Here is an 18,491-nt window from a genome sequence, read left to right as displayed (position 1 = left end):
TGGAATGGCCTAGAGAACCTTCGTAATAGTTATCGTCGGGTTGGCAGGTTGCTTGAGGGCTTTTTGAAAAAAATTTGCCATCACCCTGCCACCCCCGAGAAAACAAGGGCTTAGCGCCCCCGCCTGCGAAAAAATGACGCCATAAAACCGACCCGCGCGCAAAGCCGCGGGCCAGCGCGGTCGGTCAGTTTGCCGATCGTGCTTTTTGCAACACTTCGATCAACTCGAACTCCATCCAGTCAGCCAGGCCCAACCAGTCCTGACGCTCCTGACAGTCGAGCATTTGCGTGAGTATCAAGGCCCAGTCCTGCTGTACCGTCGCCGGTGCGGACATCAGCAACTGCTGCGCACCCTCGAACACCTCGACCATATCCAGCGCCGCCTCAACGTCACGCCCCAGACGAAACAGCCCGGCGCACTGACGGCACTCGTCGACGCACTGCTCAATCGTCGTCATTGCACAAACTCCTGATTGAACTGTGTCCCGGCGATCAGTGCACCTGCCCGACTGCTGTTGAAGAACTGCACCTGCGGATGCGCGGCGATATAACGCTCGAGTACGCACAGATAGCCGCGAAAGTTCAGCTGCGTGCTGACCCGCCGGCCATGGCCGTCCTGCACCCAATGCCGCGCCTGATCGACCCCCGGCCCCAGATCACCGTCATTCCAGCCGGCATGGGTCTTGTTCATCGGGAAGGCGAAGTCGGCGCCGAACAGGGTAATGCGCGATGCACCCATCTTTACTGCCAGATCCACCGCCGGATGAATCACGCTGCCACCGACATGCAGTTGTCCGCGCGGGTATTGCTCGCGCAACGCGGCGTAAACCGGGCTGGCCGAGTAACCGCCGTAGCGTTTGCCCTTCCACGCGGTCAACACCGCAGGATCGCTCATGGGCAGATACACCAGCGGAATGCCAGCGGAGTCCTCGAACGGCAGATGCCGGAAGCTGATGCGCTGATCAATGGTGACCACCAGATCCGGGACGATCCCGTGCTCACGCAATGGCCGGTAAGCGGTATCCACACACATCAACAACGGACGTTCAGCCTGCGCGCGCACCGCCGCCAGACGCTGGAAATGTCCTTCGAGCGTCGGCCCGGTGCCAATCACATAGATTTCCCGGCCACTGGCCGTGCCGAACAACTGCGCCACATCATCATCGCCCAGCAACACCGGCAAACAGTCCTGCAGACGCTGCTGAATGAACGGCAAATGTGGATCGAATTCACGATTGTTGAAGCTCAAGTGCACTTCGCTGACCAGCCGATCGCGGATCTTCGCGTTGAAGTCATCGGCCAGCAGCACCTCCGCCGGCAACGCGAAAAACGGTGTGCAGATGTCTGACAGATCACCGGCATAGAACAGCTGCACGCGCGGATCGTCCAGCCATTGGCGCTGATCGAGCAGTTGCAGCACCAGGGCGAACAACGCGCCATTGAGGATATGAACGTACAACCGCTCAAGACCGGCGCGCTCCAGCAGCACCGTTGGCAGATCACCGAGACCAGTGCCATACACATGCAGCTGCGGTTTTTCCGCCAGGCTGGCCGCCTGGATGCGGGCTTCGTGGACGCGGTCGTGGCGACTGGTCAGTTGAATGCCATTGACGCTGAGTGTCGAGCCCAAGCCCTGCACCAGCTCGGCTTGAACGACTGAGGTGTCTTCAGCCTGCAAGCGCTCAAACAACGCCGGCCAGCGTTGCTGGATGACCTGGGCATTGGGTTGGAAAAACTCGCTCATGCCGCCTAGCGCTCCATTCAGGCAAAAAAATAGCGTTCAAGGGTAACCTTGAACGCTATTTTTGTATTCGCCGTTTTTGACCGGATCAAGGACGATAGATGATCGCCGAGCCCCACGACAGACCGACACCGAAACCGCTCAGGGCAATGCGCTGCCAGTCGGAGTCTAGCACGTGTTTTTCCAGCAGCAGCGGAATGCTCGACGACACGGTGTTACCGGTTTCGACCATGTCCTTGATGAACTTCTCCGGCTCACCTTCGAAACGCCGCGCCACCGCATCGACAATCGCCGCACTGCCCTGGTGAATGCAGAAGGCGTCGATGTCGTCAGCCTTGAGGCCAGAGTCGTCGAGCAATTCGTGCAAGTGCGCCGGGACTTTGAGCAGCGCGAAGTTGAACACCTGACGCCCATTCATGAAGAACACGCCATCGGTGACTTTCAGGTGTGGTGCGCCGGAACCGTCGGTGCCGAACTTGGCCTTGCCCAGCGCCCAGGCCGGGGCTTCGCCCATCCAGGTCGCCGTGGCGGCATCGCCGAAGAGCATGGTGGTGTTGCGGTCTTCCGGGTCGACGATTTTCGAATACGGGTCAGCGGTGATCAGCAGGCCGTTCTTCAAGCCGGCGGCTTCCATGAAGCCCTTGATCGCGTAGATGCCGTAGACGTATCCGGAGCAGCCCAGGGAAATATCGAACGCCGCGACATTAGTCGGCAGACCGAGCTTGTCCTGGACGATCGCAGCGGTGTGCGGCAGACCTTCTTCGTCACCGTTCTGGGTAACGACGATCAGCGCGTCGATCGACTCACGCTTCAGTTCAGGGTTGCTGGCAAACAGCGCATTGGCCGCTTCCACGCACAGATCGGAGGTTTCCTGCTCAGCGTCTTTGCGCGGCAGGAAGGCCGAACCGATTTTACCGAGGATGAATTCTTCATCCTTCTCGAATTTTGCACCTTGTGCGTAATTGTCCACGCCGGCTACAGGAACGTAGCTCGCAATGCTTTTTATGCCAATCATTACGGCTTCCCAATAAAAAACAGCCCAAAACCACCGCTCGCAAGGATTCGAGGGGCGCCGACAAACAGAAAACGGCCACCACAAAGGGCAGCCACGGGGAGCGCAAAGGGCTATCACTGGAACCGATTACACGGCCAGGCGCCATCTCCCCGGTCAATACAATACAGTGAAGATGCGCGTTATGACTCGCAGGTCACGCTATTTTGCCGAATCGGTGGCAGATCGGGTTATTCGACCAACGACCAGTCCAGCGGCGTGCCGCGTTTGATCGCCTGACGAGCGCGGCGACCGAGGACGGCATCGGTGTGCTTGGGCGGCAGACCGAGACCAGGGCGAATGGCGCGCAGATTGTCCCCGGAAAAGGCTTCACCGGCGGCCATGTCGGCAGTGACGTACAGCGAGCGGCGATAGACCAGCGACTTGCGCTCGGCCTCGGTGACGCCGTAATGCACCTGGCCCATGGCTTGCCAGGCGCGTTCGGTTTCGACCACCAGACTGGCCAGCTCCGCAGGTTCCAGCGAGAAACTGGCGTCGACGCCACCTGCCGAACGGTCGAGGGTGAAGTGCTTTTCCACCACCGTTGCCCCGAGTGCCACGGCGGCCACGGACACACCCACGCCCATGGAGTGATCGGACAGCCCGACTTCACAACCGAACAGTTCGCGCAGATGCGGGATCGTGCGCACGTTGCTGTTGAGCGGTGTTGCCGGGTAAGTGCTGGTGCATTTGAGTAGGACCAGATCCTTGCACCCCGCCTCGCGGGCGGCGCGCACGGTTTCGTCGAGTTCGGCGATGCTGGCCATGCCGGTGGAGATGATCAGCGGTTTGCCGGTCGCCGCCACACGGCGGATCAACGGCAGGTCGGTGTTTTCGAAACTGGCGATCTTGTACGCCGGCACGTCGAGGCTTTCGAGAAAGTCCACCGCCGTGTCATCGAACGGCGTCGAGAACGCGAGCATGCCCAGTTCTTTGGCCCGAGCGAAAATCGGCGCGTGCCACTCCCACGGGGTGTGGGCTTTCTCATACAGGTCGTACAGCGAAGTACCCGCCCACAGGCTATTCGGGTCCTTGATGAAAAACTCGCCCTCGGCCAGATCCAGGGTCATGGTCTGCGCGGTGTAAGTCTGCAACTTCAAGGCGTGCGCCCCAGCTTTGGCGGCAGCTTCGACAATCTGCAGCGCCAGCTCCAGCGACTGATTATGGTTGCCGCTCATCTCGGCAATGATGAACGGCGGCGCATCGGCACCGATCAGACGCTCGCCAATCTTGAAACTACTCATCGCGGTGATCCTTCAAAACCTTGGTGAACGCGCAGGCACTCTGGGTGAATCCGGCGTCACGAAACACATTCAAAGACGGACGATTGCCCGGCAGCACCTGAGCGGTGATAACGGTCATCTGCGGCCAGTGCTCGCGAACGAACGCCTCGCCTCGCGCCAGCAGCGCCCTGCCCCAACCCAGACCAAAACGCCCGTGCAGCAGATACAGCGACACTTCAGCCTCGAATCCACGCAAGTCATAACGCAGGACGCCGACCGCACCGTCATCGGCCTCGGCAATCAACAGCAGACGCTGCGGGTTGCGCAGGCTCGCATTCAGCCAGTTCAGGTGCTGCGGCCATTCGATTGCAGCCGTGTCCAGTGACCAACGGCGTACAGCCTCGGCATTGCGCCCGTCGAACAGCAATTGCGCATCATCGAGGGTCGCCGGGCGCAGCCTGAGCACGGCACCGGCCAGCGCTGCCGCCACGCGCAACGCACCGCGCCCATCGACCAGTTGCCGTGAACGCTCGGCCAGACTCTGGCGCAGATAGGCATTGTCGACGACAAAACCGATGGCATCGCGCAGTTGTTCGACGCTGACCTGCTCGCGAGCCCCCATGAACACATGCGCCCCCGCCGCCGCCATGACTTCGCCGTTGGCTTGCTGGTTGTTCGATACCGCGATGCAGATTGTCGGCAGGCCGAGGGCTGCACGCTCCCAACTGGTGCCGCCGCCAGCGCCGATAAACAAATCGGCCGCGGTCATGCGTTGCTGGAAATCGCTGACGAAACTGTGCAGGCGCCAGTGCGGCCGTGTGGCGGCCAGTGCCTGCATTTGTGCCCACGCGGGATTGTCTGCACCGGCGACGAAATCCACTTCCAGCTCTGCGAAATCCTTCAGTGCCAACATCGCGTGATGGGTCTGCATCGCCGCATCGAACCCACCGAAATTCACCAGCACCCGCCGCGCCTTGGGTTGGATCGCGATGGCCGGGCAGACGAACTCTTCACGCAGCATGGCGTAGCGCGGGCCGAGCAAGGTACGGCAGCCTTCGGGCAGCAGCGGCGCATAGTTTGCGCTGAGACCGGACAGGTTCTGATTGAGCAGCAGATCGACGCTGTACTGGCGAGTGGCGAGATCGTCTACTGCCGCGATCCGAGGTGCCCAACGGCGCGCTGCGGTTTGCCAGTGATGATCGAGGCCGTAGTGATCGGCGATGATCCAGTCGAATGCGGCGTGACCTGCCAGCAAGGCGTCCAGCGCATCGATGTCCGCCTGCCACGGCAGCATCGATTCGATGGCCTGTTGCGGGTCTTCGCCGGGGTAAATGTCCGGCAAGGCAAAGATCTCGAAACCTTCGGCAGCCAGGGCATCGAGCCGATGCCCGGGCAACCGCCGACAGGCAAACGCGACATGACTGCCCTGTTTGCGCAGCACCCGCGCCAGCGTCAGACAACGGGCAATGTGGCCACTGCCAATGGTCGGCGAAGCATCAGCGCGGATCAGCACTTTCATTGCAGTTCTCCGCCGGCCTTGAGCGCGGCGTAGAGGTATTCGGCGCGTTTCCAGTCTTGCAGGGTGTCGATGTCCTGCACCAGATGCCGCGGCAGAATGACCGGCAGACTCGCGGACGAATACAACACGTCACCGCGCAACCATGCCTCACTGCGGCCCCAGTAGAACTGGCCGGCGTCCTGAAAGGCTTCGGGCAGATCCTGCGAGCGGGTTTGGCGAAATTCCGGGTACAACGCGGTCAATGCGCCCTGCCCGTCCAGCGTCAGTGCCCGCTGTACGGGGAAACCAAAGCTGCACACCGAAAAAGCAAACGACCTCTGCGGATGCTGCTGCAACAACTCGAATCCCTCGCGCAGAAATCGCGCCTGCAACAACGGCGCCGTGGCGTACACGCAGCAGGCGTAATCGAACGCGGGCAGTTGCTGCAAGGCATGCACGATCACCGCAGCAGTGCCGGTAAAATCATCCGCCAGTTCAGCCGGGCGCAGGAACGGCACTTGCGCACCGTGAGCCAGCGCCAGCTCGGCAATTTCGGCGTCATCGGTACTGACCACGACCTGTTCGAACAGGCCACTGTCGAGCGCCGTTCGGATCGAGCGGACAATCATCGGCACGCCGTCGAACGGCAACAGATTCTTGCGCGGGATGCGCTTGCTGCCGCCACGGGCCGGGATGATTGCGACGCTGTTCAAGGACGTTTTTCCAGCAGAAACCAGGTGATGTCATCCACCGGGAATTGTGGGTCACGGTGATAACCAAAGCCGTAATCGAGCAATTGCAGGTCGGCATAACGATCAAGCATTTCCCCGGCGAAATCGCGCTTGAACAGCTTGCCGCTGTTGCCGCGATAGGACACTTCCACCGGCACCGGGTTGTAGTACTCGGCGATCAGGATGTAGCGCTGGCTCAACGCATACAATTGCGCATAGGCGGTCGGCAGCAGCTCCGGCGCCAGATGGATCAGCACGCCTTTGCTCAGGGTCAGGTCGTAGCTGCGCTCGCGCGGAAAGTCGAACAGCGAGCCGTGCCAGATCTGCGCGATGCCCAGTGCCCGCGCTTGAGCACAGGCGCTTTCATTGATCTCGACGCCGAACAGTTCACTGTGCGGCAGCAGTTGACGCAGCGCCTGCAGGTTGTTGCCGGCATTGGTGCCCAGCTCAACCACACTGTCGATGCGCCCGGCGCGGCTCAGGGCCTTGGCGAACAACGCCAGGTTGGCCGCGACCAGCGGCTGACCGACGTTGCGATCGACGTACTGGTTGCCGAAATCGCCCTGCCAGAATTTTTCCTGCTCACTCAGATCACGCATTGCACAGTCTCATTCGCCGCCGCAGCGGGGTTTATTCGGTCAGCCGGCGCAATTGCTCGACCACATGATCCTGCTGCTCGTCAGTGAGCAACGGATACAGCGGCAGGCTGATCGCCTCGGCGTAATAACGCTCGGCTTCGGGGAAGTCGCCTTCGGCAAACCCCAGGTCGCGATAGTACGGCTGCAAATGCACAGGAATATAGTGCAGGTTCACGCCGATGCCGGCGGCACGCAAGCCTTCGAACACCTGACGGTGGGTCAGGCCGATGCGTTCGGTCTGCAGGCGCACCACGTACAGGTGCCACGCCGATTCCGCCTCCGGCTGCGCGCTGGGCAAAGTCAGTGGCAGGTAGGCCAACAAACGGTCGTAACGCGCCGCCAGTTCACGGCGACGGGCGATGAAGCCGTCCAGTTTGGCCAGTTGCGACAGACCCAGCGCCGCCTGCAAATCGGTGATCCGGTAATTGAAGCCCAACTCGATCTGCTGGTAATACCACGGACCGTGGCTGGGTTCGCTCATCTGCTGCGGATCGCGGGTCATGCCGTGGCTGCGCAGGCGTTGCAGACGCTCCGCCAGTTGCGGGCGATTGGTCAGGACCATGCCACCTTCGGCGCTGGTGATGATCTTCACCGGGTGGAAACTGAACACAGTCATCGCCGCAAATTCCCCGCATCCCACCGGGCGCCCGGCGTAGCTGGCGCCCACCGCGTGCGAGGCGTCTTCGATCACGGTGAAGTTGTAGCGCTCGGCCAGTTCGGCAATCTTGCGCAGATCGCAACTCTGCCCGGAGAACGCCACCGCCACCAACACTTTCGGCAGTGTGCCGTCCTGCTCGGCCTGATCGAGTTTAGCGGCGAGGGCGAAGGCATCGAGGTTCCAGGTCAGCGGATCGATGTCAACGAAATCCACCTCGGCGCCGCAGTAGCGCCCGCAGTTGGCCGAAGCCAGAAAGGTGTTCGGCGTGGTCCACAAGCGATCACCCGGGCCAAGGCCGGCAGCGAGGCAAGCGATGTGCAGCGCCGCCGTGGCGTTGCACACCGCCACGGCGAAGTCGGCCTGGCAACGTTCGGCCATCGCCTGCTCGAAACGCTCGATGGTCGGGCCTTGAGTCAGCCAGTCCGATTGCAGCACCTCGACCACGGCATCGATGTCCGCCTGATCAACGCTCTGCCGACCGTAGGGAATCATGCCGACAACTTCGCGTGCAGCTCGGCGATCTGCCCGACCGAGAGGTAGTGCGGATTGGTGTCGGAGCGGTATTCGAAATCCTCACTCACCGGCCGGCCATGTTCGCCGAGCTTGTCGATGGAGAAATCGACATCGACGCTGGTAAAGCGGATGGAAGGCTGGATGGTGTAGTGGTCTGCGAATTCCAGGGTCATCCGCGCATCGTCCAGCGGCACCATCAGTTCATGCAGTTTTTCCCCGGGACGAATGCCGACGTTCTTGTGCGGCAGATGTTCGGCCATGCCCCGCGCCAGATCGACGATGCGAATCGACGGGATCTTCGGCACGAACACTTCACCGCCGTGCATCCGCGCAAAGCTGTCGAGGACAAACTGCACGCCATGATCCAGAGTGATCCAGAATCGGGTCATGCGCTCGTCGGTGATCGGCAGCTCCTGCGCACCGTCGGCAATCAGCTTGCTGAAGAACGGCACCACCGAACCCCGCGAGCCCGCCACGTTGCCGTAGCGCACCACGGCAAAACGCGTTTGTTGCTCACCGGCAATGTTGTTGGCGGCGACGAACAGCTTGTCCGACAGCAGCTTGGTCGCGCCGTACAGGTTGATCGGGCTGGCCGCCTTGTCGGTGGACAGCGCCACAACCTTTTTCACGCCGTTATCGATGGCGGCGGCGATGATGTTCTCCGCGCCATTGACGTTGGTGCGGATGCACTCGGTGGGGTTGTACTCCGCCGCCGGCACCTGCTTGAGCGCCGCCGCATGCACCACGTAGTCGATGCCGCGCATGGCCTGCCGCAGACGGTCGGCGTCGCGCACATCACCAAGGAAGTAACGCATGCACGGCGCGTTGAACGTCTGCTGCATTTCGTACTGCTTGAGCTCATCGCGAGAGAACACCACCACGCGCTTGGGCTGGTATTGCTCAAGCAGACGGGCGATGAACTTGCGCCCGAACGAGCCGGTGCCGCCGGAGATGAAGATCGATTTACCGTTGAACATATTTTGTATTCCGTTCCTTGGGCGCGGCTCAGGCGAGTAACTGCGACCAGTCCAGCGACGTACTGTCGTTCAGACCATACCCTTTGCCGCTTAAGCTCAGGTTGGCGTTGTACGCCTGATCCTGAGCGAACGCGGCGGCCCATTTTTCCTGTAGCGCGGCCAGTGCCCGGGGTGCCTGGGCAATCGCGCCTTGATGCAGGACCTGCACCGATGGCGTCCATACCGTGAGGTAACCGGCCTGACCTGCTTTCAGACACAGATCGACATCGTTGAAAGCGTCGCCGAATGTGCTGTCGTCCAGACCACCCAGCGCTTCAAACAGTTCTTTGCGCACCATCAGGCACACGTTCGATACCGCTGAGCAGTTCTGCTCCACCGACAACCGGTACAGATAGCCGTCGGCATCATGTTTTTCACCGACGAACGCCGACCCCACCCCGCCATGCATACCGAGGATCAGCCCGGCCTGGCTGACTTTGCCATCGCGATCAACCAGCTTCGGCCCGACCACGCCGATTTCCGGACGCAGGGCATGGTTGAGCAGCGAGTCCAGCCAGTTCGGGTTGACCACTTCCGCGTCGGCCGCGAGCAATACCAGATACTCGCCCTGCGCCTGGCGGCTGGCAGCGTTGAGCAATGCCGGTACGCTCAGCGATTGCTCGGCACGCAGCACCTGGACTTTCGGATGCTGGTAAGTACCCAGCCAGTCATTGACCTGGGCCGACTGCGTGGCCGTGGTGGCGATCAGGATCTCGTAATGCTGATAACGGGTGCGCAGCTGCACCCCTTCGAGACAGCGTTGCAAGGCTGGCAGGTCATCGCCGGCCGGAATCACGATCGATACCAGCGGACGATCACTGTGGTGGTAATCGATCTGATAAATGCCCGGCACCGCCGAGGTGACCTTGGCCTTGTAGCCGCGATTGCCCAGGTGGCGCAACAGCGCCAGACGCTCATGCGCGTTTTCTTCCAGCGACGCGGCTTCGGTGATCAGCAGCGGTTCGTCGAGGTGGGCCAGGCTGTTCAAACCGTGCTCTTCGATGATGCGCAGCAGCACGTCAAATTCCAGTGCCTTGTTGAAATCGGCGCGGTAGCCACCCACCTCGACCAACGTGTCACGGCGCACCAGCCAGTGCCGTGCCATCAGCCCCGGCAGGCTCAAGAGCAGATCGAGGTTGAAGCCGGGACGGAACACATCCACCAGCGCGCCCTTCTCCCCGCGCTGGATCTCGTCGGTGGAAACGGCACGGCAATCGCCCGCGGACATCAACTCCAGACTGGCGCGCAACAAACCACTGGCGGTGAACTCATCGCCCGCCTCAGCCAGCAGCACCCAGTCGCACGGCGACTGACTGGCACTCTGATTGAGTTTGTCGACCAGGTTGGCCGGCGTAACCCGGACAAAGTGCAAAGTGTTCTGCGCCGTGGTAGCCGCCGGTGCTTCGCCGGTGGTGAACACGACAATTCTGAAAGCCTTGCATTGACCTTCAAGCAAGCTGTCGAGGCTGACCTGCAACTTGTCGATGTCGTTGTCCAGATCCAGCAGGAAAATGCCGAACTGCGGGCCACCGCCGTTGACCGACAGGTGCTCGGCAATCGATGCCAACTGAGCGCCATCGGCCTGACGCGAATCCAGCCACTTGAGCAGTCGACCCGACTGCGTCTGGTCGAATACCTGATGATGGTCTTCCACCGTCAACGCATCGAGACGAGCATTCCAGTCGCGCATGTTCTGCGCTTCTTCGTCCTCGCCGGCCAGTTCCAGCTGTTGCGCCAGACGCTTGACCACGGTGCGGTTGAACGCATTCAGGTCGTGCGCCTGCCACAAACGATCCAGAACACTTTCCGGGGTATCGTTGTTGCGCGCCTGCAGCAAGTGCGCCTGACGGGTCCACACACCCTCCAGGTCCCGCAGTTGAATGCGCCCGGCGGGCATGGCGTGCAGCATGAATTCGAACTGTTCGAGACGATCAAAAAATGGCTGGTTGTAGAACGGCATCTCGACGTACTGCAAAGGCCCGAACCGCCGATCAGGCCTCTTGAGCGACTGATTCCAGGTGGACTGGATAATCAGCTCCGCCGTGAGTGCCCTGCCGCTTTGCAGACTGTCGACCATCGCCTCGAAGCTCTGCAGGGCAAACGCCTTGCCCTGTTGCGCATCAAGATCCTTGATGCCGGTGGGCAGTGAGGCAAGGAACTCGGCAAAGGCTTCACGCTCGGCGACCGATTTGGCATCAACATAGGTCAGCGAGTGATACACCTCGGTGCTGTGCTCGGAATTGCCATAGTTGATCTCGCGCACCACATAGGGCATCGGCAGAATCCGCGCCTTGGCACTCGCCAGCAGGAAGTACACGTGGCCGATTTCCTGCCACTGGAAATTGGTCCCCGCCGGCAATGCCGAGTGCCAGGTTTTCATCAGATCAGTACGGGTCACCGCATAGAACGGCGGGATGTACTGACTCATGTAGTCGATAACCCGATCCTGAGCCCGCTCGGACGCATAGTCTTCCTGGACTTTCTTGTCGCGGCGGTAATAGCTCACTCCACCCGACAGCGTCAGGTACATCAGGCAATAGCCGTGGCACATGCCATAGTCCGGATTTGCCTGAAGGAAACCGACGGACTCGGCCAGCGAATCATGCAGGATGAAATCGTCGTCAGCCGCCAGCACCATGTACGGCGTGGTCAGTCGCTCTACACCGTACGCCAGTTTGGCCTGCATGCCCCAGTAGGCGAACTGCGGCACGTGATGGTAATCGACGGCGGAAAAGTCCCCTTCCGGCCGCTCGGGTGTGGAGTCGAGCACCATGATCCGGCAGGGCAAGCTGCTGTAATACTTCACCGCCCGACGCAGGAACGCCGGCCGATTGTGAGTAATCAGCACCACGGTCAACAGCTCGTTGAGCGGTAGCGCCAGTTCAGAACTGTACTTGCCTTGCATAACTTCTCTCCACAACCGGCGACTCGCCGAGATAACGCTTTGGTGATGTTGCGAATTAACGAACGCGACGCAGATAGCCGTCCGGCGCCACGGTGATCAGCAGCTTGTTTTGCAGTTGCTGGTCGATTTCGAAGTCCTGGTTTTCTTCCAGGTATTTCCACACCGCGGTTTTCGGGTTGTCGCCCGGGCCCCATGGGCGATCCGGGAAGAAATCGGCCGGCATGTCTTCAACCACGGTGTCCATCACCACGCAGTAGCTGTCGACCGAGACCAGCGGCGCATACAGGCGCAGCTCTTCGAGCACGTGGTCGTGGGTGTGGTTGGAGTCGAGCACCAGAATGACCTTCTTGCCCTTGGCCGCAGCCTGCACCTGAGCAGCGATGGCCGGGTCGATGCTCGAGCCTTCGATCATCTTGATGCGCTTGGCCATCGGGTGGCTTTCGATCGCTTCACGGTTGTGCGGGCGGATGTCGAGGTCGATGCCCAGCACTTCGCCGTGACCTTGCAGCTCCAGCAGAGAGGCGTAATAGATGATCGAACCGCCGTGGGCGATGCCGCACTCGATGACCAGATCCGGCTTGACCTGCCAGATGATCTCCTGCATTGCCATCATGTCCTGCGGCAGCTGGATGATCGGGCGGCCCATCCACGAGAAGTGATAGCTGTACTTGTGTTTGGCCGATTCGTTGAAGAAATCACGGGCCAGGCCAGTCAGTTTCTGGTCGTCACCCTGCTGGGCGATCTGTTCCCGGCACTCGGCTTCGAAGGCTTTGTTGATACTGTTGTCGGTCATTTTCAAAATCTCAAGGGTCACTGGAACGAAGCGCTGTCAACGGCGTGATAGACGTAACGTCCACCGGTCATCCGCTTGATTTCTTCGAGGTAATTGGAGTTCATCACAAACAGGTTGGCGCCTTCGGGCAAGGCATCCATGGCCTCTTGCGGCGAGGACACCCGCGCGCCGCTCAGTGGCAGATAACGTCCCTGCTTGGCGGGGTTGATATCCACCACGCGATCCACCGCGACACCCGCGCGCTGCAGGAACAGCGAATAGATCACGCCTTTGGACGACGCGCCCCAGATCGCCGAACCCTGTTCAGGTGCGGACTGGATGATCTGCACTGCACGCTCAAGGCTCGCCGTGAAACCGTCCGGCAGCGTCAGGCGTGGCACCGGTTGTTCCGGGGTCAGGCGCAACGTCGAAAGGTCGGCGACGATGTACAGGTACTGGCCGCCAAACAGGTGGCCGGCCTCGTGCACGGTGCCGAACATCCGGCGCAGGTCATCGAGGCGGAAATAATTGACGTGCTCGTAGAACAGGTCGAACCACGCTTTGTGCTCGAGGATCCAGTCGAAGCACGGCACTTCGATGTAGATCTGCCCGCCTTGGTTGGCTTCGGCGATCACCGACAGGAAGCTGACCGGGTCTTCGATGTGTTCCAGCACATGACGCAGCACGATGGCGTCCGCGGCCAGGCCGAGACCTCGGGTGAACGGCGCCTTGATTACGTCGGCGTTTTCGCCTTCGTAGGCCGGATCAATCCCGGTGATCGAATAACCGAGGCCCTTGAGCAGCTCAAGAAAGTAGCCCTTGCCGCAGCCGACTTCGATCAGCTCCCGGCCCTTGAAGTGTTTGGCGATGATGCCTTCGACGTCGCTCAGGTGCTTCTGGAACTGGCCCGAATGGGCCTGTTCGTTCTGATAGTCGGCGTCATAGCTGAGCTTGTCGGCATCGAACGCGGCGTTGAAGATCAGGCCGCTGCGCTCATCCTGCACCAGCAACATGTCGGCGCTGGCCGAAGCCTTTGCCGATTCAGGGTCGGCAAAGGTGCGGTTCTGCAACACCGGCAGGTCGGTGACCCGATACAACTCGTGCCTCATTGCGGCTCTCCCAGTAGCTGTTGCAAACGCTCGGTCACGGCCCAGAACGCCATCGGTTCATGGCTCGGATAGGGGTAATGGCCGAGGTTCAGATTCAGTGCCGCACCGCGCTCGCGCAGACGTTGTTCAACCAGTGCGCGCACCGATACCGGCTGGCCGCTGGCGCAATTGATCACGCCATTGAAATCACGTTGGTGCAGGATCGCGGCGAGGTAATCAGCAGCGCTGGCGATCGGCAAAAAGTCCCGCAGCTGCTCGCCGCCGGACATGTTGAACGACGCCTCCCCGGCATCGATCGCCCGGTCCAGCGCTGCCAGCAGACTGTTGGGGTTCTGCCCTTCGCCATGCAAATAGAACAGGCGCGCCCACTGCAAAGTGAACGGATGTTCTTGCGCAAGGTTCTGCAAAAACAGGTGCAAGGTGTGCTTGGCCAACCCGTAAGGATTGCTCGGCTGCGGCTCGACGCTTTCGCTGAGCGGGCCGCTTTGCATGCCGTACTCGAAGCAGGTGCCGGTCACCAGCACTTGCTTCACACCCGCTTCGACCGCGTCTTTGATAAAGCGGTAGTCGGCCATCAGGTTGTGCTCGAAATGAAACAGCGCCCGATAGTTCGGCAACCCCGGCCAGGCCAGGTGCGCGAGGACGTCGATGCCGTCGGTGAACGCCGCCATGTCCAGATCTGCCGCGTGAATATCCGCCGCAACGAATTCGACGTCGTTGATCCACGGCATGCTCGCCGCGGTCTCGACATTACGCGCCACCGCCCGTACCGCGCAGCCGCGCGCCAGCAACGCCGCGACCAGATGCCGACCGACGAAGCCCGTGGCCCCGGTGACCAGGACTTTCACAGGACTTTCATCTCAGGCACGGCGATCACGAAGCGCCCGTCCCACTGGCGCACCTGTGCCAGTTGCTGACTGACTTCGTGCAGCAGGTTCCACGGCAGCACCAACACGTAGTCCGGTTTTTCGCTGTCGATTTGTGCCGGCGCGACAATCGGAATACGACTGCCCGGCAAAAACTTGCCCTGCTTGTGCGGGTTGGCATCGGCCACCCACGCCAGCAGATCCGGTTTGACCCCGGCGTAGTTGAGCAAGGTGTTGCCCTTGGCTGCCGCGCCATAACCGACCACACGCTTGCCCTCGGCCTTGGCCTGCAACAGGAAGCGCAGCAGTTCATGTTTGATGCGTTCGGCAGCCGGCGCGAGGGTCGCGTAGTACTCAGGGGTTTTCACCCCGGCATCCAGTTCGGCCTGCAACTGTTGCTGCACCGCTGGCTGCACCGCACGACGCTCACCGTCCTGGCGCTGCACGAACACCCGCAGCGAACCACCGTGGGTGCTCAACTGACTGACATCGAACACTTCCAGACCATTGCGTTCACACAAAGTCTGCACGGCGGTCAGCGACAGATAGGAATAGTGTTCGTGGTACAGCGTGTCGAACTGCGCGCCGGCCATCAGCGTCAGCAGTTGCGGAAATTCGAAGGTAGCGACGCCGGTCGGCTTGAGCAGCGTGGCAAAACCACCGAGGAAATCATTGATGTCCGGCACATGCGCGAGCACGTTGTTGGCGGCCATCAGGTCGGCGCCCCAGCCTTCGCTGTGCAGTTGCGCAGCGCTGTCTCGACCGAAGAACACTTCACGAATCTGCAGACCCTTTTCCCGCGCCGCTTGCGCGGTGCTGCGGGTCGGCTCGACACCCAGACACGGAATGCCGCGAGCAGCGACGTATTGCAGCAGATATCCGTCATTGGCGGCGATTTCGACCACACGGCTGTCAGCGTTCAGAGCAAAGCGCTCGACCATCTCGGCGACATAACGCTCGGCGTGGGCCAGCCAGGTGCTGGAGAACGAACTGAAGTAGGCGTACTCGGCGTCGAAGAGGCTGTCGGCGCGGGTGTAATCCTCGGTCTGCACCAGCCAGCATTGCTGGCACACGGCGACCTTCAGCGGCACCCATTGCTCGGCCTGTTCCAGGCGCTCGGCGTGCACGTAGGCGTTGGACGGTGGCGAGGTGCCGAGGTCGATCAGCGGCAGGCTCAGCGGTGCGGCGCACCCACGGCAGTTCATAGACGCACTCCGGCAAAGTGTTGATCAAGCGCGGGATGGCTGGAATCCCGCGCTGACAAATTATTGACAGGCAACGGCCAGGCAATCGCCAGCCGTGGATCGTTCACCGACAAGCCGCCCTCATGCTCCGGCGCGTAATCGGCGCTGTGCAGGTAAAGCAGTTCGGCGTCATCGGTCAGGGTCTGGAAACCGTGGGCGAAGCCCGCCGGAATCAACAGGCTGCGACCGTCGCCTGCCTTGAGATGCTCGGCGTGCCAGTGCAAAAAGGTCTCGGAATCCGGACGCAGATCCACCGCCACATCCCACACTTCACCACGCAGGCAGGTGATCAGCTTGGCTTCCGGGGCATTGGCATTCTGGTAATGCAGACCGCGCACGCTGCCCTTTTCACGGGTGCAGGAATGGTTGATCTGGCGGATGTGAAATTCGCGGCCGAACGCACTCAGGCTACCCTCGCAAAACAGTCGGGCGAAATGCCCGCGCTGATCTTCGAAACGTTTGTGCTGGACGCTGAACAGCCCGGCCAGCGGCAACGCCTTCAGGGAGAATTCGTTCACAGCGCGCCTCGGTACAGGTTCAGTTGGCCGAGGGTCACGGCGCGCATGTCATCGCCGTTCTGCCACGCCAGGTGCCAGTCGAGGGTCTGGGTCAGGCATTGCTGCAAGGTCCAGCGTGGCTGCCAGCCCAGCACCTGACGGGCGCGACTGCTGTCCAGACGCAACAGGCCAGCCTCGTGCAGTTCGCTTTTTTCGATGCGCAGACCGCGCGCCTGTGGCCAGCGACTGGCGAGCAGTTCGACCACTTCGCCGACGCTGCACATGTCGGCCTCGCCCGGGCCGAAGTTCCACGCCCCGGCGTATTCCGGGCCTTGCTCGTAGAGGCCGGCAGCCAGTTGCAGGTAACCGGCCAGCGGTTCCAGCGCGTGCTGCCACGGGCGTACGGCTTGCGGGTAACGCAGGGTCACCGGCTCGTCTGCAGTCCAGGCCTTGAGCACGTCGGGAATCAGTCGCTCAGGGGCGAAATCACCGCCACCCAGGACGTTGCCAGCGCGCGCGGTGGCCAAGGCGAGACCGTGTTCAACGTACTTGTCAGTCGGGAAGAACGACGCCGCATAAGACTGCGCCAACAGTTCGCAGCAAGCCTTGCTGCTGCTGTAAGGATCGTGCCCGCCGAGGGCTTCGTCTTCACGGTACGGCCACAACCATTCCTTGTTGGCGTAAACCTTGTCGGTGGTCACCAGCACGCAGGCGCGCACGCAACCGACCTGACGAATCGCTTCGAGCAGGTTCAGCGTACCCATGACGTTGCTGGAGTAAGTGCCCAGCGGATCGCGATAACCTTCACGCACCAGCGGCTGCGCGGCCAGGTGCAGGACGATCTCCGGCTCGGTGTCGGCGATGATCTCCAGCAACGCGCCGAGATCGCGCAGATCACCGCGCTGATCGTTGATCCCTTCGTGAACCCGCGCCAGCTCATACAGGCTCGGTTCGGTCGACGGATCCAGCGAAAAACCGCTGACTTGCGCGCCGAGGCTTTGCAGCCACAGGGTCAGCCAACTGCCTTTGAAACCGGTGTGGCCGGTAATCAGTACGCGCTTGCCGCGCCAGAAATCCGCGCTCAGGCCCATTGCTTCCATGGGGCCTCCCCGCTCTGCCACAGCGCTTCGAGGTGGTTCTTGTCGCGCAGGGTATCCATCGGATGCCAGAAGCCTTCGTGCTCGAAGGCGTTCAGCTGTTCATCCTCTGCCAGACGCGCCAGCGGCTCGGCTTCCCAAGTGGTTTCATCGCCAGCGATATAGGACAGGACTTTGGGCGACAGCACGAAAAAGCCGCCGTTGATCCAGCCGCCGTCGCCGCGCGGTTTTTCGGTGAAACCCAGGACCTGATCACCTTGCCGCTCAAGGGCACCGTAACGTCCCGGCGGCTGCACCGCGGTGACGGTGGCCAGGCGACCGTGGGCTTTGTGGTAATCGACGAGTTGAGCAATGTTGATGTCGGAAACGCCGTCGCCGTAGGTGAAGCAGAACGCTTCTTCATCCTTGAGGTAACGCCCGGCACGCAGCAGACGGCCACCGGTCATGGTTTCCTCGCCGGTGTCGATCAGGGTGACGCTCCACGGCTCGCTGTAGTTCTGGTGCACGTCCATGCGGTTCTCGCGCATGTTGAACGTGACGTCGGAGGTGTGCAGGAAGTAATTGGCGAAGAAGTCCTTGATCGCATAGCCCTTGTAGCCCAGGCAGATCACGAAGTCATGGATTCCGTGGGCGGAATACTGCTTCATGATGTGCCAGAGAATTGGCTTGCCGCCGATCTCGATCATGGGCTTGGGCTTGAGGTGCGACTCTTCACTGATGCGCGTGCCGAGGCCACCCGCCAAAATTACTGCCTTCATCGTCTCCCCTCTTGTTCTTCACCGGGCTGCGCATGGCTTTGTTGAGCGATGCGGGCCGTCTGGCTAACCCTTTTGCCGCTTGCGGCGCCGCTGCGATGACCGCAAGCGCTCGTTTTATGGCGATTTGAGGGGGACTTGCAGGAAACGCGCCAGCTCCGCGAACGCTACGTCGCGT

General features: G+C 61.3%; 17 protein-coding genes. All 17 read right to left on the bottom strand.

Annotated features, from left to right (window positions below):
• Positions 1–184: 184 nt before the first annotated feature.
• The 17 genes from AC193Q_RS00560 to rfbF all read right to left on the bottom strand — a co-directional run bounded on the left by AC193Q_RS00560 (position 185) and on the right by rfbF (position 18,316).
• Positions 185–457 carry a hypothetical protein gene (locus AC193Q_RS00560; protein WP_095667183.1) on the bottom strand — a complete coding sequence of 91 codons (273 nt, stop codon included), beginning with the start codon at positions 455–457 and terminating at the stop codon, positions 185–187.
• Complete coding sequence (locus AC193Q_RS00555) at positions 454–1,743, bottom strand: motility associated factor glycosyltransferase family protein (protein ID WP_095667184.1); 1,290 nt, start codon at positions 1,741–1,743, stop codon at positions 454–456. Before AC193Q_RS00555 ends, AC193Q_RS00560 begins: the two co-directional genes overlap by 4 nt.
• Before the next feature lie 85 nt (positions 1,744–1,828).
• Positions 1,829–2,755: a ketoacyl-ACP synthase III gene (locus AC193Q_RS00550; RefSeq protein ID WP_095667185.1), complete on the bottom strand. Its 927-nt coding sequence runs from the start codon at positions 2,753–2,755 to the stop codon at positions 1,829–1,831.
• A gap of 227 nt (positions 2,756–2,982) precedes the next feature.
• Positions 2,983–4,035, bottom strand: coding sequence for a pseudaminic acid synthase (gene pseI, locus AC193Q_RS00545; RefSeq protein ID WP_047292515.1), 1,053 nt, complete (start codon positions 4,033–4,035; stop codon positions 2,983–2,985).
• A complete protein-coding gene (gene pseG / locus AC193Q_RS00540) occupies positions 4,028–5,533 on the bottom strand; it encodes a UDP-2,4-diacetamido-2,4,6-trideoxy-beta-L-altropyranose hydrolase (protein WP_483879055.1) in 1,506 nt (501 codons plus the stop codon). The genes pseI and pseG overlap by 8 nt, the downstream gene beginning before the upstream one ends.
• Positions 5,530–6,225, bottom strand: coding sequence for a pseudaminic acid cytidylyltransferase (gene pseF / locus AC193Q_RS00535; protein WP_047292511.1), 696 nt, complete (start codon positions 6,223–6,225; stop codon positions 5,530–5,532). The genes pseG and pseF overlap by 4 nt, the downstream gene beginning before the upstream one ends.
• The gene (locus tag AC193Q_RS00530) at positions 6,222–6,842 is read right to left on the bottom strand and encodes a pseudaminic acid biosynthesis-associated methylase (RefSeq protein WP_047292509.1); all 621 of its coding nucleotides are present in this window, start codon (positions 6,840–6,842) and stop codon (positions 6,222–6,224) included. Before AC193Q_RS00530 ends, pseF begins: the two co-directional genes overlap by 4 nt.
• A 31-nt stretch (positions 6,843–6,873) precedes the next feature.
• On the bottom strand, positions 6,874–8,031 hold the full coding sequence (gene pseC / locus AC193Q_RS00525) for a UDP-4-amino-4,6-dideoxy-N-acetyl-beta-L-altrosamine transaminase (protein WP_121184325.1): 1,158 nt from the start codon (positions 8,029–8,031) through the stop codon (positions 6,874–6,876).
• On the bottom strand, positions 8,028–9,029 hold the full coding sequence (gene pseB / locus AC193Q_RS00520; RefSeq protein WP_047292505.1) for a UDP-N-acetylglucosamine 4,6-dehydratase (inverting): 1,002 nt from the start codon (positions 9,027–9,029) through the stop codon (positions 8,028–8,030). The genes pseC and pseB overlap by 4 nt, the downstream gene beginning before the upstream one ends.
• Positions 9,030–9,057: 28 nt before the next feature.
• Positions 9,058–11,973 carry a TIGR00180 family glycosyltransferase gene (locus AC193Q_RS00515; protein ID WP_483879054.1) on the bottom strand — a complete coding sequence of 972 codons (2,916 nt, stop codon included), beginning with the start codon at positions 11,971–11,973 and terminating at the stop codon, positions 9,058–9,060.
• Positions 11,974–12,028: 55 nt separating this feature from the next.
• The gene (locus AC193Q_RS00510) at positions 12,029–12,766 is read right to left on the bottom strand and encodes a cephalosporin hydroxylase family protein (protein WP_047292500.1); all 738 of its coding nucleotides are present in this window, start codon (positions 12,764–12,766) and stop codon (positions 12,029–12,031) included.
• A gap of 17 nt (positions 12,767–12,783) precedes the next feature.
• Entirely contained in the window at positions 12,784–13,854 is a 1,071-nt protein-coding gene (locus AC193Q_RS00505) for a class I SAM-dependent methyltransferase (RefSeq protein WP_047292498.1), read from the bottom strand.
• Positions 13,851–14,702, bottom strand: a complete 852-nt coding sequence (locus tag AC193Q_RS00500; RefSeq protein WP_483879053.1) for an NAD-dependent epimerase/dehydratase family protein — start codon at positions 14,700–14,702, stop codon at positions 13,851–13,853. Before AC193Q_RS00500 ends, AC193Q_RS00505 begins: the two co-directional genes overlap by 4 nt.
• Positions 14,699–15,925: a methyltransferase domain-containing protein gene (locus AC193Q_RS00495; protein WP_483879052.1), complete on the bottom strand. Its 1,227-nt coding sequence runs from the start codon at positions 15,923–15,925 to the stop codon at positions 14,699–14,701. Before AC193Q_RS00495 ends, AC193Q_RS00500 begins: the two co-directional genes overlap by 4 nt.
• On the bottom strand, positions 15,922–16,482 hold the full coding sequence (locus AC193Q_RS00490; protein ID WP_483879051.1) for a dTDP-4-dehydrorhamnose 3,5-epimerase family protein: 561 nt from the start codon (positions 16,480–16,482) through the stop codon (positions 15,922–15,924). Before AC193Q_RS00490 ends, AC193Q_RS00495 begins: the two co-directional genes overlap by 4 nt.
• A complete protein-coding gene (rfbG, locus tag AC193Q_RS00485) occupies positions 16,479–17,561 on the bottom strand; it encodes a CDP-glucose 4,6-dehydratase (protein WP_483879050.1) in 1,083 nt (360 codons plus the stop codon). Before rfbG ends, AC193Q_RS00490 begins: the two co-directional genes overlap by 4 nt.
• A complete protein-coding gene (gene rfbF, locus AC193Q_RS00480; protein ID WP_483879049.1) occupies positions 17,543–18,316 on the bottom strand; it encodes a glucose-1-phosphate cytidylyltransferase in 774 nt (257 codons plus the stop codon). The genes rfbG and rfbF overlap by 19 nt, the downstream gene beginning before the upstream one ends.
• Positions 18,317–18,491: the final 175 nt, after the last annotated feature.

The organism is Pseudomonas sp. F2 (assembly GCF_057174385.1).
The sequence above is the reverse complement of the archived record's forward strand: the minus strand, read 5'-3'. Positions and strand labels throughout refer to the sequence as shown.